A 14,611-nucleotide genomic window follows, 5' to 3' on the forward strand; every position below is an offset into this window, starting at 1 on the left:
AGCACGTCCCGCACTATAACGCAGGCTGCGGCATGCTCCGCGTCACAACATCCAATGGCGCGGGTAAAAACCGCGACTGGCACGGCAGGCATCAGTGGTAGCATTAGGCCATGCTCTACCTTCGACAGCACTGAACAGCCTATCTGCCACGCCCGCTCCCGAGCCGGCCCCACCTGTTCATCCCTGTTCGACCACGGCGCTCCCAGGAAGCCAGCATGTCGGATCAAGAAATTCTCAAACAGCTTTTTGCCCAGCGCGTCATCCACCAGGCCCGCGAGGTGCTCGAAGTCTGGCAACGCCTGCAACGCAGCGAATGGAACGCCGGCTACCTCACCGCTCTGGGCGACGCCAACCTGCGGCTTCGCCGCTTCGCCGACCGCTTCAAGCAGGCCGAGCACAGTGAACTGGCCACCGCCATCGGCGAATGCCTGAGCGACGTGCAGGACAACCGTGGGCGACTGTCCAGCGCGACCATCTCCTCGCTGAGCCACCTGATGCACCGCCTGGCACGAACCGGCCTGCGCCAGAACGATCCCTTGGACAACACCTACCTGCCGCCGCTGCGCAAGCCGGTCTACCTTGCCCTGCAGGACCACGAGCGCGCCACGCGCCTGGTACGCCAGCTGGAGTTCTTCGGCATGTCGGCCCAGGCGTTCGACGACGTCACGGCCTTTCGCGCCGCGATGCGCGAGCGTCACCCGGCCGCCATCGTCATGGAGGTCGACTTCAGCGGTGCCGGTGAAGGCCTGCGCCTGGCCGAGCAGATTCAGCAAGGCGTCGAACAGCGCATCCCGCTGCTGTTCTTCAGCGAAGACGAAACCGACACCCCTACCCGACTGGCCGCGGTACGCGCCGGAGGGCTGGATTTCTTCACCGGCACCCTGGATGCCTCCAGCCTGCTGGAAAAGATCGAGGTGGTGACCAGCTCGGCGCACTACGAGCCCTTCCGCGTGCTGATCATCGACGACTCGCGGGCCCAGGCCACCCACACCGAACGCGTGCTCAACAATGCCGGGATCGTCACCCGCACGCTGATCGACCCGATCAATGCGCTGAACGCGCTGGCCGAGTTCCAGCCGGACCTGATCATCCTCGACATGTACATGCCCGACTGCATCGGCACCGAGCTGGCCAAGGTGATCCGCCAGCACGAGCGCTACGTCAGCGTGCCGATCATCTACCTGTCGGCCGAAGACGACCTCGACAAGCAGCTCGACGCGATGAGCGAAGGCGGCGACGACTTCCTCACCAAGCCGATCAAGCCCAGCCACCTGATCGCCACCGTCCGCACCCGCGCAGAACGCGCCCGCAACCTCAAGGCACGCATCGTGCGCGACAGCCTCACCGGCTTGTTCAACCACACCCATACGCTGCAGCTGCTCGAAGATGCCCGACTGCGTGCCCGGCGTGACAACCAGCCGCTGAGCTTCGCCATGCTCGACATCGACCACTTCAAGAAGGTCAACGACGAGTACGGCCACCCCATGGGCGACCGGGTCATCAAGAGCCTCGCCCTGTTCCTCAAGCAGCGCCTGCGCAAGACCGACCAGATCGGCCGCTACGGCGGCGAGGAGTTCGCGGTGGTGCTGCCCGATACCGATGCCGCCTCCGCCGCCAAGGTGCTCGACGACATCCGTCGGCGTTTCGCCGAGATCCGCTACCCGGCACAGCCCCAGGATCTGCTTTGCACCTTCAGCTGCGGCATCGTCGAACTGAGTGCCGATGCCGACGTGAAGACCCTCACCCAGTGTGCCGACGAAGCGCTCTACCGTGCCAAGCGAGGCGGCCGCAACCGCGTCGAGCGCTTCTGAGCCGCTAGTGCAGCGCCCTCCGACCAGAGGGCGCCCGCCGTCACCAGACTGACATCAAAACGCCATATCTTCGGAGCTCCCTGTCTTGCTGCGAGGCGAGCATGCGCCTGAAGTCGCTCACCACCCTGAACACCCTCCTGCTCGTCGGCGTCTGCGCCGCGCTTGCGGCCACCCTCTGGTGGTCGGAACGGGCCCTGGAGAAGCCCTACCTGCTGATGGCGCGCTACCTGGGCATCTCGCAACAGTTTCAGCATGACGTCGCGCAGCACATCCAGGGCTATCTGGCCAGCGGCGACGCCGTTCGCCACAGCGAAGCCTTGCAAGCGCTGCAGGCGCTCGAAGGCGAATTGCATCAGGCGATGCCCGCCTCGTTCCTGGATCAGGTTCTCCCCACGCTCGAAGACCTGCTTCAGTTCAGCGCCGGCGACCTGCTTGCGGCCGGAAAACTCGCGGGCGACCCGCAGGGCCTGCTGCTGCAGGCCGAGCGTGAAATGGCCGCGGCACTCGGCACGCTCCAGGGCTACGCCGCGAAGGCCCAGGCGTCGGTCGCGGCGGACTATCAGGGCGTCCTGTTCACCAGCGCTCAGCACCTGCTGCGCCTCGCCCACGCCCGGGGCCGCATGATGAACAGCGGTCGCGACGAACTGGCCGGCGACATCGACCAGATACTGCAGCTGCTCAGCGCCGATGCGCGGCGCCTCGACAGTCTGCCCGCCCTGGGTGTCAGCGAAGTGCAAAACTCGACGGCCGACAACTTTGCCGCGCTGCTGGGCCTGGAGCGCGACGTCGAGGCGGACAAGCCCACCGAGGACCCCGCGGCGTCGGTCAAACGCGACTTCGCAAGCCTGGTGAGCCGTTATCCCGCGGAACTGCAGCGCACCCTCGAATCGACCCGGCAGCGCACGACGCTGGCCGAGGCCAGCCTGCGCAAGCTGGCCGACCTGCAGAACGCCCTGGCGGCCCTGGAGCCAGCCGTGCGCCAGGAGCACGGCAGAATCCAGGGTGAAGTACGCCTGGTCCAGGCCATCATCATCGGCTTCATCCTGCTGATCGCGCTGGCCATCGACCGCCTGCAACGCCAGCTCACCCGCACCCTGGGAGGCCTGGCCCCAGCGCTCGGCGCCTGGGCGGCCGGCGACTTCAGCCGGCCGGCCGCGGTCCCCTCGCGCACACGGGAATTGCTCGACATCGAAACCTCGCTCAACCACCTGCGCACCTATCTGCTGCAGCTGGTCGGCACGCTGCGCCAGCATGCCGTCGAGGTGACCGACAGCAGCGGGCGTCTGGCACAGATGAGCAACGAGCTGCACCAGGGCGCCCAGCGCCAGGCCGGCGGCACTGCCCAGATCCGCGATTCCCTGGGCGAACTCGAAGCCACCATCCAGCAGGTCGCCGACGGGGCCAACCAGGCCGCAGGCGCGAGCCGGGACGCCAGCCGAGCCGTGGCCCAGGGCCAGCAGGTCATCGGCGAAAGCCTCGGTGAGCTTCGCGGCCTGGTCGAAGCGGTGCAGCGCAACGAGCAGGCGATCGAGCACCTGGCGAGCGAAACGTCCAGCATCGGCAATATCCTCGGCGTCATCCGTGCCATCGCCGAGCAGACCAACCTGCTGGCACTGAATGCGGCGATCGAGGCCGCTCGCGCAGGCAGCAACGGACGCGGCTTTGCGGTGGTGGCCGAAGAGGTGAGGTCGCTGGCGCAGCGCTCGAGCGCCGCCACCGAGGAGATTCAGAAGCGCATCGTCAGCCTTCAGCAGGCCGCGCAGCACTCGGTGGAGGGTATGCGTGCCCAGGCCGCCCAGGCCGAAGCCACGGCCAGGGGCGCCAAATCAGCCGATGGCGCCCTCGAACAGATCGTCGCGGCCATCGCCACCATCGGCTCTATGGCTGACCAGATTGCCCAGGCGACCGCTCAACAGAGCGAGACCGTCAGCGAAATCCGCAGCAACAGCGAGGGCATCCACCAGCTGGGTGACGCCAATCTGGAACACATCCGCCGGGGCCGGGACCAGAGCGAGACGCTGCTGAAACTGGGCAGCGACCTGAGCGCCGCGACCCAGACGTTCCGCATCTGACATTCGGGCGCGGACGAAGCGCCCGCCCGCTAACCGACCGCTTCGATCAGCGCGGCGCCACCGGACGCTTACCCGGCTTGCCCTTGCCGGCTGGCTTGCCGCCCGCCGCGCCACGGCGCCGGGCTTCGGCGGCGGCCTTGGCCTGCTCGCGCTTTTCCCAAGGGTTGCCATCGTGGCTGCGCGGCGGCAGGCCGGTGTGTTGGGTCAGCAACGGCTTGGCACCCTGCTTGCCGAGCTTCTTGCTGCCGGCCGGCGTGGAGTTCTTGCGCCGGGCGCTCTGGTACTCGTCCGTCGCCGGCTGGAAGGCCGGGATCAGCTGATGCTTGCCGTTGCCGATCAGGTCGGCACGCCCCATGCGTTGCAGCGCCTCGCGCAGCAGCGGCCAGCCCTTGGGATCGTGGTAGCGCAGGAAGGCCTTGTGCAGGCGCCGCTGCTGATCGCTCTTGACGATGGTCACGCCGTCGCTCTTGTAGGTGACCTTGCGCAGCGGGTTCTTGCCCGAGTGGTACATGGCGGTGGCCGTGGCCATCGGCGACGGGTAGAACGCCTGCACCTGGTCGGCGCGGAAGCCGTTGCGCTTGAGCCACAGGGCGAGGTTCATCATGTCCTCGTCGGTGGTGCCCGGGTGCGCGGCGATGAAGTACGGGATCAGGTACTGCTCCTTGCCCGCCTCCTTCGAATATTTTTCGAACATCTGCTTGAAGCGGTCGTAGCTGCCGATGCCCGGCTTCATCATCTTGTCCAGCGGGCCGCGCTCGGTGTGTTCCGGCGCGATCTTCAGGTAGCCGCCGACGTGGTGGGTCACCAGTTCCTTGACGTACTCCGGCGACTCCACGGCCAGGTCGTAGCGCAGTCCCGAGGCGATCAGGATCTTCTTCACCCCCGGTAGCGCGCGCGCCTTGCGGTACAGCTCGATCAGCGAGCTATGGTCGGTGTTGAGGTTCTCGCAGATGCCGGGGAACACGCACGACGGCTTGCGACAGTGGCGCTCGATTTCCGGGTCCTTGCAGGCGATGCGGTACATGTTGGCGGTCGGCCCGCCGAGGTCGGAGACCACGCCGGTAAAGCCCGGCACCTTGTCACGCATCTCCTCGATCTCGCGAATGATCGAGTCGTGGGAACGGTTCTGGATGATCCGGCCTTCATGCTCGGTGATCGAGCAGAAGGTGCAGCCGCCGAAGCAGCCGCGCATGATGTTCACCGAGAAACGGATCATTTCGTAGGCCGGGATCTTCTCCTTGCCATACGCCGGGTGCGGCACGCGCGCGTAAGGCATGCCGAACACGTAATCCATCTCTTCGGTGGTCATCGGGATGGGCGGCGGGTTGAACCAGACGTCCACCTCGCCGTGCTTCTGCACCAGCGCACGGGCGTTGCCCGGATTGGTCTCCAGGTGCAGCACGCGGTTGGCGTGGGCATAGAGCACCGGGTCGTTGCGCACCTTCTCGAAGGACGGCAGGCGGATCACCGTCTTGTCCCGCTCCAGACGCGGATGCGCGAGCAGCTGCACGACCTTGGCCTCGTTGGGGTCCTCGGCTTCGGGCGCGCCCTTCTCCTGCTCGATGGCGCAGGCGGCGGTGTCCTGGGTATTGACGTAGGGGTTGATGATCTTGTCGACCCGCCCTGGACGATCGATGCGCGTCGAGTCGATCTCGAACCAGCCCTGCGGCGCGTCGCGACGGATGAAGGCGGTGCCGCGGATGTCGGTGATGTTGTCGATGTTCTCGCCGAACGCCAGGCGCTGGGCGATCTCCACTACGGCGCGCTCGGCGTTGCCGTAAAGAAGGATGTCCGCCGTCGCATCCATCAGGATCGAGCGACGTACCTTGTCCTGCCAGTAATCGTAATGGGCGATGCGGCGCAGCGAGGCCTCGATGCCACCGAGCACCACCGGCACGTGGCTGTAGGCTTCCTTGCAGCGCTGGCTATAGACCAGGCTGGCGCGGTCCGGACGCTTGCCGGCCAGGCCGCCAGGCGTGTAGGCATCGTCGGAGCGGATCTTCTTGTCCGCGGTGTAGCGGTTGATCATCGAGTCCATGTTGCCCGCCGCGACGCCGAAGAACAGGTTCGGCTGGCCGAGCTTCATGAAGTCGTCCTTGGATCGCCAGTCCGGCTGGGCGATGATCCCCACGCGAAAGCCTTGCGCTTCGAGCAGGCGGCCGATGATCGCCATGCCGAACGACGGGTGATCGACGTAGGCATCGCCGGTCACGATGATGATGTCGCAACTGTCCCAGCCGAGCGTGTCCATTTCCTCGCGGCTCATGGGCAGGAACGGCGCCGGACCGAAACATTCGGCCCAGTACTTGGGGTAGTCGAAAAGCGGCTTGGCTGCTTGCATCACGGGGGACCGACGACAGGTTTTTCAGGGGCGCGGAATATAGCACAAAAAATGAACAAACCCGACCACCCCGCTCAGCCTTTACGACGAGCCGCGCCAGCCTGCCGGCTGTCAGATATAGCGCCGCGGCACGCGCCGGGTGACCTTGGTCAGCAACTCGTAGCCGATGGTGCCGCAGGCCTGGGCGAGCTCGTCGATCGGCATCTGCGCGCCCCACAGCTCGACCGCATCGCCAAGCTGCGCGTCGGGCAGGTCGGTGAGGTCCACCGCCAGCATGTCCATCGAAACCCGGCCTGCCAGCGGCACGCGCCGCCCGCGAATCACCACCGAGGTGCCGGGCGGTGCCGTGCGCGGATAACCGTCGGCGTACCCGCAGCTGACCGTGCCGATACGCGAGGGCCGCTGTGCCACCCAGCCCGCGCCGTAGCCAACGCTCTCGCCTGCTGGCACGTCCCGGATCGCGATCAGCCCGGCGGTGAGGGTCATCACGGGCTTGAGCCCCAGCGCCTCGGCCGAGAGTTCCGCGAAAGGCGTCGCGCCGTAGAGCATGATGCCCGGACGCAGCCAGTCCATGTGCGCCGCCGCCAGGGTCAGCACCGCGGCGGAGTTGGCCATCGAGCGATGATCGAACTCCAGCTCGCAGAGCGCGCAGAACTGCTCCAGCTGCAGCTCGTTGAGCGGGTGCCCTCGCTCGTCGGCGCAGGCGAAGTGGCTCATCAGATTCAGCTCGGCGACCTGGGGCGCCTCGCGCAACCGGGGATACCAGTCGCGCACCGCCTCGGCAGTGAAGCCCAGGCGGTGCATGCCCGAGTCGAGTTTCATCCAGACGTTGAGCGGCCGTGGCAACGAGGCGGCGAGCAGCTGCTCGGCGTTGGCCGAGCCCTGCACCGCCACATCCAGCCGCAGCTCGGCGGCGGCTTCGTATTCCGCGGCCTCGAAGCAGCCCTCGAGCAGAAGCATGCGGGCCTGCTCGTTCACCGCGCGAATCTCGGCGGCCTCCTCCAGGCTGCAGACCGCAAAGCCATCGGCCACATCAGCCAGCGCCGCGACGACCTGGCGCGCGCCGTGGCCATAGGCATCGGCCTTGACCACCGCAAAGGCCTTGCGCCCGGGCGCGCACTGGCGGGCCAGGCTGTAGTTGTGGCGAAGTGCGGCCAGGTCGACCGTGGCGATGAGGGGACGCATAGCAAGATCCGCAGTGAGAAAGGTGGTGCAAGCTTCAGGCTTCGAGCCGCAAGCTTCAAGCTCAACCGCCGCCGGGAGCCGACTGCGCTTACTCGTCGTCGAACTGGTAGGCGCCCGGCGCCAGGTTCTCGAAGCGCGAGTACTTGCCGAGGAACGCCAGCCGCGTGGTGCCGATCGGGCCGTTACGCTGCTTGCCGATGATGATTTCGGCGACGCCCTTGTACTCGGTCTCCGGGTGATACACCTCGTCCCGATAGACGAACATGATGATGTCGGCGTCCTGCTCGATGGCCCCCGATTCGCGGAGGTCGGAGTTCACCGGACGCTTGTTGGGTCGCTGTTCCAGCGAGCGGTTGAGCTGCGACAGAGCCACCACCGGGCAGTTGAATTCCTTGGCCAGCGCCTTGAGCGAGCGCGAGATCTCGGAGATCTCGTTGACGCGGCTGTCGCCGCTGGAGCCGGGAATCTGCATCAGCTGCAGGTAGTCGACCATGATCATGGCGATCTCGCCGTGCTCGCGCGCCAGGCGCCGGGTACGCGCGCGCATCTCCGAGGGGCTGATGCCGGCGGTGTCGTCGATGAACAGCTTGCGGTCGTTGAGCAGGTTGACCGCCGAGGTCAGACGCGGCCAGTCGTCGTCGTCCAGGCGACCGGCGCGGACCTTGGTCTGGTCGATGCGGCCGAGCGAAGCCAGCATACGAATGACGATGGATTCGGCCGGCATCTCCAGCGAGTAGACCAGCACCGCCTTGTCGGTGCGCAACACGGCGTTCTCGACCAGGTTCATGGCGAAGGTGGTCTTGCCCATCGACGGACGACCCGCAACGATGATCAGGTCGGCCGGCTGCAGGCCGCTGGTCTGGCCATCCAGGTCGGTGAAGCCGGTGGAGAGCCCGGTGATCGCATCCCCGTTGTTGAACAGGCTGTCGATCCGGTCGATGGCCTTGACCAGGATGTCGTTGATCCCCACCGGACCGCCGGTCTTGGGCCGTGCTTCGGCGATCTGGAAGATCAGCCGCTCGGCCTCGTCGAGAATCTCCTCGCCGGTGCGGCCCTGCGGCGCGTAGGCGCTGTCGGCGATCTCGTTGCTGATCCCGATCAGCTGGCGCAGGGTCGCCCGCTCGCGAATGATCTGCGCGTAGGCCTTGATGTTGGCGACCGACGGCGTGTTCTTCGCCAGCTCGCCCAGGTAGGCCAGGCCGCCGACCTGTGACAGCTGCCCTTCCTTGTCCAGCTGCTCGGACAGGGTCACCACGTCGAACGGCGAATTGCGCTCGGCGAGCTTGAAGATGGCGCGGAAGATCAGGCGATGATCGTGACGGTAGAAGTCGCCATCGGACACCTGGTCGAGCACGCGCTCCCAGGCGTTGTTGTCCAGCATCAGCCCGCCGAGCACGGCCTGCTCGGCCTCGATGGAATGGGGCGGCACCTTCAGCGCCGCGGTTTCCAGATCGTACTGCTGGGGAATGCTGATGTCGTTCATGGGACTCGGAAAAATAGGGGCTCAGAAAGACAAAGGGCACGTCCCGCTCGCGCGGAAACGTGCCCGATGTTACTCGTCAGGCACCGTCGGTGCCAGACGACGGCTGTGTCAGCCAGCGACCACGATCAGCTTGACGGTGGCTTCGACGTCCGTGTGCAGGTGCACAGCCACGTCGTATTCACCGGTCTGACGGATGGTGCCGTTCGGCAGACGGACTTCGCTCTTGGCCACTTCGACGCCGGAGGCGGTCAGGGCGTCGGCGATGTCGTGGGTGCCGATGGAACCGAACAGCTTGCCCTCATCGCCCGCGGTAGCGGTGATGGTGACTTCCAGCTCGGCCAGCTGAGCAGCGCGGGATTCGGCCGAAGCCTTCTTCTCGGCAGCAGCCTTTTCCAGCTCGGCACGACGCTCTTCGAAAGCGGCCACGTTGGCAGCAGTCGCAGCGGTCGCCTTGCCTTGCGGCAGCAGGTAGTTACGGCCGTAACCGGATTTGACGTTTACCTTGTCGCCCAGGTTGCCCAGGTTGGCGATCTTTTCCAGCAGGATGACTTCCATTTGAGTCTTACCTCTTAACTTTTAACCTTCACCGTTCGCAGGCCCCGCACCGTTGTTTCGGGAGGCGCGGCCGCGAAAATCAAACAAGCTGTCGACAACGGCCACTACGGCCAGTAACGGATAAATCATGTGCATGAACAGCACCAGGGTGACGTACAGCCCGACCAGCCAGAACCGCGCCAGCCTGCCCTGTGCGACCAGCCCGTGAACCAGGGCCAGGCCGGCGAAGAACAGCGGCACGCTGCACAGCGGTGTCAACACCGCGAACTGCACACCGAGGTTCGGCCCGATCAGCATGCCCATCAGCAGCAGGAACGCCAGCAGCGGCCGAAAACGCAGCGTCTGGAACTCGCGGCCGAAGCCGCCAGGGTTGTACAACACCCCCTGCCAGTAACGGCCGAGCATCAGGCTCAGCAACGTCACCATCTGCATCAGCGCCGCCAGCAGACCGGTCAGAACCGGCGCCAGCAGCCCTTCGAGCCGCTCGCGCTCGGCTGCCGAAAGCTGCTCGTAGGCATCCGACAAGGTGCCCGGGAGGACTTTCTGCAGCTCGCCTGCGACGGCCGCGATCGGCTCGCCGAACACTTCACCCAGGGCCCAGGCATACAGCAACCCAAGCCCCACACTGCACAACATCACGCGGTTCCACGAACCACTGCTTCGCAGCAGCATCGCCAGGCCCAGCGCGCCCACCAGCACCAACAGGGTGCGGGGATCGCCGAAATACCACCAGACAAACGCCGGTAGCAGCGCCCAACCGATGACGCCCATCGCGTCGTTCAGGCCTCGTCGCAGCAGCACCAGAGCACCTGCCGCAGCACTTAGCCAGAACAACAGCGGCAGCGCCGCGCAACCGACCACCACCAGGGTGGCCTGCATGCGCCCGCGCATGATGAATTCAGCCAGCGCGCGCATGCGATCTATCCTTTACGTCCTTGTCGAGCAACCTGGTTCAACGACCGTGGCTGTCGGTGTAAGGCAGCAGGGCCAGGTAGCGCGCACGCTTGATGGCCGTGGCCAGCTGACGCTGGTAACGGGCCTTGGTTCCGGTGATGCGGCTGGGGACAATCTTGCCGGTCTCGGAGATGTACGCCTTCAGGGTGTTGAGATCCTTGTAATCGATCTCTTTCACGCCTTCAGCGGTGAAACGGCAGAACTTACGACGACGGAAAAAACGTGCCATGAAATAGGCTCCTCAATAGACCCGTGGATTACTCGTCAGCGTTGTTATCGCTGCTGTCGCTGTCGCGCTCGTTGGAGCCATCAGCGTTTTCAGGGCGATCACGACGCTCGCGGCGCTCGCTACGGTTTTCCTCGGCCTTGAGCATTTCGGACTGCTCGGTGACGGCTTCATCGCGACGGATGACGAGGTTACGGATGACGGCGTCGTTGTAGCGGAAGTTGTCTTCCAGCTCGGCCAGGGCCTTGCCGCTGCACTCGACGTTCAGCATGACGTAATGGGCTTTGTGCACGTTGTCGATGGCGTAAGCCAGCTGACGGCGGCCCCAGTCTTCCAGGCGATGGATCTTGCCACCGTCTTCTTCGATCAGCTTGGTGTAACGCTCCACCATGCCGCCGACCTGCTCGCTCTGGTCCGGGTGAACCAGGAAGATGATTTCGTAATGACGCATAGATGCTCCTTACGGGTTGCAGCCTGCCGACGAAGCGGTCAGGCAAGGAGTGAATGAGTAGTTATTCCTGCCTGCATGACGGGCGCGCAAGCGCCTGCCGTACGGGCAAGGGGCGCCATTCTAGAGAAGGCCCTGCGCGCACGCAAGGCGAATGGTGGTTTTTTGACCAGCCGCCGATCAGCGCTGCGTCATGGCCGAAGCGTCGCCTGGATACCCGCCAGCATGTCCCGCACCCGATGAATATCGTAGGGCTTGAGCATGGTATGCAGGGGCTTGAGCCCCTCTTGCCGAGGGTCGACCGCATAGCCCGATGCGATCACCACGCTGAGCTGCGGGTAACGCTCCTGCACCTTGCGCACCAGCTCGATGCCGCTCATGCCGGCAAGGCCGACGTCGGTGAACAGCACGTCGAAACGCTCGTTCTCCAGACGCGCCAGCGCATCCTCGGCCGACTCGCTGAGGCTCACCTCGTGCCCCAGCTCCATCATCACCTCGCCGGTGAGCATCCGCAGGGTCGGATCGTCCTCGACGAACAGCACCTTGAGGCCCGCCGAGAGCACCTCGTCAGCGGGGGCCGCAGGCGCTGGAGCCGCCACCTGGGCAGGCGCCGTTTCGGCCGGGGCTGCCGCCTCGCCTTCGCCGCGAGGCAGCAGGACCACCACCGTGGTGCCCTTGCCCACTTCGCTTTGCAAGGTCACGAAACCGCCACTCTGCTTGACGAAGCCGTACACCATGCTCAGCCCGAGACCGGAGGCATTGCTGGCCTGCTTGGTGGTGAAGAAGGGTTCGAAGGCGCGCGCCTGCACCTCGGTTTCCATACCCGGACCGAAGTCGGTCATCTGCAGCCGGACGTAGTCCCCGGGCGCGGCCTCGGGAAACTCCAGCGAGCCCGGCTCGATGCGCTGATTGTGCACGCCGATCAGCAGCCGCCCGCCGGCGCCCATGGCATCACGGGCATTGACCGCCAGGTTGAGGATCACCGTTTCCAGGTTGGACACATCGGCGAAGACCGGCCAGGCGGCCGGATCGATGTCGACCTCCACCTCGGTGGCCTGGCCGAGCGAGCCATGCAGCAGCTCGAGCATGCGCGGCACCAGCTCGCCGAGATGGATGGTCTGCGGCTGCAGCGGCTGACGGCTGGCGAAGGCGAGCAGCTGGCTGGCCAGCCGCGCGCCCTTCTCCACACCGCTGACCGCCGAGTCGAGGCGGCGCAGCGCGGTGGCATCACCGGACAGGTTGCGCCGCAGCAGTTGGAGGTTGCCGCCGATGATCTGCAGCATGTTGTTGAAGTCGTGGGCGATCCCGCCGGTCAGCTTGCCGACCGCTTCGAGCTTCTGCGCCTGGAACAGCGCGGCCTCGACCGCTTGCCGCTCTGCCTCGCTGCGCTCGAGCTCGCGGGTACGCTCGTTGACCAGCGCCTCCAGTTGCTGGCGATGACCGACCAGTTCCGCCTCGCCATGCGGCTCCTGCGCCACATGCTGCAGGACCGCCGTGACCTTGCCCTGCTCATCCATGATCGGCGTATGCGTCACACGCCAGGGGCGGCCCTCGCCAGCGGCGCCCTGGCCGGCATCACGGACGGGGTAGCGAACCCGCGACAGCGAGTCGGTTTCCTTGCGCTCGAGCACGCGAGCGAAAGAATCCAGCAGCGCCTGCGGATGGGCGGACCCGGCTTGTTCGTGGTCTGCCGCGAAGGCTTCAGGCAGGCGGTGCCCGCGAATCTCGTCCAGGGTCCGTCCGGTGAGACGCACATAGGCCGCGTTGGCGTCGAGGATGACCCGCTCGGGATCGAGCAGCACATAGGCATTGGGCGACAGCCGGAACAGGCTCTCGAACGACGGACTTTGCTGCATACCACCTCCAACACGCGGGGCCTGGCGACGCTCGGGGCGTTCTTGCAGCCCGATCCCGGCAACTGGCTCAAGGGCCTGGAAATTTTATTAGAAGGAGCCCGGGCTTTTGCCTCGGGCAAGCCATTGACCGCGAATCCGGCGATCGGTTGCCGGGCGATCGCCAAAGTGCGAACGACCCGACAAGCCGCGCCGAAGTTCGATCAGCGAGCCCGGCGCTGGCGCAACGCCTCGAACAGGCAGACGCCGGTGGCGACCGACACATTGAGGCTGCTGACGCTGCCGGCCATGGGCAGCCGCACCAGGTAGTCGCAGTGCTCGCGGGTCAGCCGCCGCATGCCCTTGCCTTCGGCTCCCATGATCAGCACCGTCGGACCGCTCAGGTCCTGGTCATAGAGCTCCTGCTCCGCCTCGCCCGCGGTGCCGACGGTCCACAGCCCACGCTGGCGCAATTTCTCGAGCGTGCGCGCCAGGTTGGTGACAGCCACCAGCGGAATCACTTCCGCCGCGCCACAGGCAACCTTGCGCACCGTCGCGTTGAGCGTGGCCGACTTGTCCTTGGGCACGATCACGGCGAGCACTCCGGCGGCGTCGGCGGTACGCAGGCAGGCACCGAGGTTGTGCGGGTCGGTGACACCGTCGAGCACCAGCAGCAGTGGTGGCGTCTCGGCGCGGTCGAGCAGTTCTTCGAGCATCGCCTCGCCCCAGACCTGACTGGGACTGACCTCGGCGACCACACCCTGATGAACGCCCTCGACCCAGGCATCCATCTCACGACGCTCGCACTGACCGACCGACACCCGCGCCTGCCCGGCCAGCTCCAGCAGCGTCTGAACACGGGGGTCGCCCCGCCCTTCGGCCAGCCAGACCCGCTTGACCCGCTTGGGATGATGCCGCAACAGGGCTTCTACGGCGTGCAGGCCGTATATCTTCTCGAGGTCACTCATGATTTGGCCTTGCGCTTGCGCGGCGTCGAGCCCGTGTCCTTGCGCGCGCTCGGCTTGGCGGCAGCCGGCTTGCTCGACGTGCTGCGCTTGTCGCCTTTCGACGTGCCGGTCCGGGCCTTTTTCGGCGCCTTGGCTTCGGCCAGCAGGGCCTTCTTCAGTTCGCGACTCTTGCGTACCTCGGCGTTGCCCCGCGTCTCGTCCGCCATGAAGGACTCGTCCACGCCGCGCTTGCCGCCCTCGTCCTTGCGCTTGCTCCGCTTGCCATCGGATGCAGCGCCCGGCGCACGATCGGCACGGCCGACGGTGCCGCCGCTGCTGAGTTCGAAGTCGATCTTGCGCTCGTCGAGCGCAACGCGCATGACCTTGACCTGGACGGTATCGCCAAGACGGAAACTGCGGCCGGTCTTCTCGCCTGCAAGGCGATGGTGCAGCGGGTCGAAGTGGTAGTAGTCACCGGGCAGCGCGGTGACGTGGACCAGGCCCTCGACGTAGATGTCGGTCAGCTCGACGAAGATGCCGAAGCCGGTCACGGCCGTGATCACGCCGGGGAAAACCTCACCGACACGATCCTTCATGAACTCGCACTTGAGCCAGTTGACCACATCGCGCGTCGCCTCGTCGGCCCGTCGCTCGGTCATCGAGCACTGCTCGCCCAACTGCTCGAGCGCCGCCTCGTCGTACGGATAGATCTTGGCCTTGGGCATCACCCCGGCGCCCTCGCGCCGCACGTGCGGCG

General features: G+C 66.0%; 12 protein-coding genes. 2 read left to right on the plus strand and 10 right to left on the minus strand.

Going from position 1 to position 14,611, the window contains the following annotated elements; genetic code table 11:
• The first annotated feature begins 215 nt into the window (after positions 1-215).
• Both DN824_RS11540 and DN824_RS11545 read left to right on the plus strand, forming a co-directional pair.
• The gene (locus DN824_RS11540; protein ID WP_138408547.1) at positions 216-1,811 is read left to right on the plus strand and encodes a response regulator; all 1,596 of its coding nucleotides are present in this window, start codon (positions 216-218) and stop codon (positions 1,809-1,811) included.
• A gap of 101 nt (positions 1,812-1,912) precedes the next feature.
• Entirely contained in the window at positions 1,913-3,883 is a 1,971-nt protein-coding gene (locus DN824_RS11545; protein WP_138408548.1) for a methyl-accepting chemotaxis protein, read from the plus strand.
• A gap of 46 nt (positions 3,884-3,929) precedes the next feature.
• Here the strand turns inward: DN824_RS11545 and DN824_RS11550 are convergent, their stop codons facing one another.
• From DN824_RS11550 to DN824_RS11595, 10 genes are all read right to left on the minus strand, one after another.
• Complete coding sequence (locus DN824_RS11550) at positions 3,930-6,224, minus strand: YgiQ family radical SAM protein (protein WP_138408549.1); 2,295 nt, start codon at positions 6,222-6,224, stop codon at positions 3,930-3,932.
• Positions 6,225-6,335: 111 nt separating this feature from the next.
• On the minus strand, positions 6,336-7,409 hold the full coding sequence (gene alr, locus DN824_RS11555; protein WP_138408550.1) for an alanine racemase: 1,074 nt from the start codon (positions 7,407-7,409) through the stop codon (positions 6,336-6,338).
• Positions 7,410-7,497: 88 nt separating this feature from the next.
• Positions 7,498-8,892 (minus strand): replicative DNA helicase, encoded by a 1,395-nt coding sequence (gene dnaB / locus DN824_RS11560; protein ID WP_138408551.1) that lies wholly within the window; start codon positions 8,890-8,892, stop codon positions 7,498-7,500.
• Positions 8,893-9,000: 108 nt separating this feature from the next.
• Positions 9,001-9,447 (minus strand): 50S ribosomal protein L9, encoded by a 447-nt coding sequence (gene rplI / locus DN824_RS11565; protein WP_138408552.1) that lies wholly within the window; start codon positions 9,445-9,447, stop codon positions 9,001-9,003.
• Between the two features lie 21 nt (positions 9,448-9,468).
• Positions 9,469-10,362: a hypothetical protein gene (locus tag DN824_RS11570; RefSeq protein WP_138408553.1), complete on the minus strand. Its 894-nt coding sequence runs from the start codon at positions 10,360-10,362 to the stop codon at positions 9,469-9,471.
• Between the two features lie 37 nt (positions 10,363-10,399).
• Positions 10,400-10,630: a 30S ribosomal protein S18 gene (gene rpsR, locus DN824_RS11575; RefSeq protein WP_003283112.1), complete on the minus strand. Its 231-nt coding sequence runs from the start codon at positions 10,628-10,630 to the stop codon at positions 10,400-10,402.
• A 28-nt stretch (positions 10,631-10,658) separates the two neighbouring features.
• Positions 10,659-11,078, minus strand: a complete 420-nt coding sequence (rpsF, locus tag DN824_RS11580) for a 30S ribosomal protein S6 (RefSeq protein ID WP_138408554.1) — start codon at positions 11,076-11,078, stop codon at positions 10,659-10,661.
• Positions 11,079-11,266: 188 nt separating this feature from the next.
• A complete protein-coding gene (locus DN824_RS11585; protein ID WP_138408555.1) occupies positions 11,267-12,931 on the minus strand; it encodes a PAS domain-containing sensor histidine kinase in 1,665 nt (554 codons plus the stop codon).
• Between the two features lie 200 nt (positions 12,932-13,131).
• Entirely contained in the window at positions 13,132-13,875 is a 744-nt protein-coding gene (gene rlmB, locus DN824_RS11590) for a 23S rRNA (guanosine(2251)-2'-O)-methyltransferase RlmB (RefSeq protein WP_138408556.1), read from the minus strand.
• Positions 13,872-14,611: S1 RNA-binding domain-containing protein (locus DN824_RS11595; RefSeq protein WP_138408557.1), on the minus strand; the 740-nt coding region annotated here is incomplete at its 5' end. The genes rlmB and DN824_RS11595, both read right to left, overlap by 4 nt.

Origin of the sequence: Stutzerimonas nosocomialis, from assembly GCF_005876855.1 — a bacterium.
GTDB lineage: Bacteria > Pseudomonadota > Gammaproteobacteria > Pseudomonadales > Pseudomonadaceae > Stutzerimonas > Stutzerimonas nosocomialis.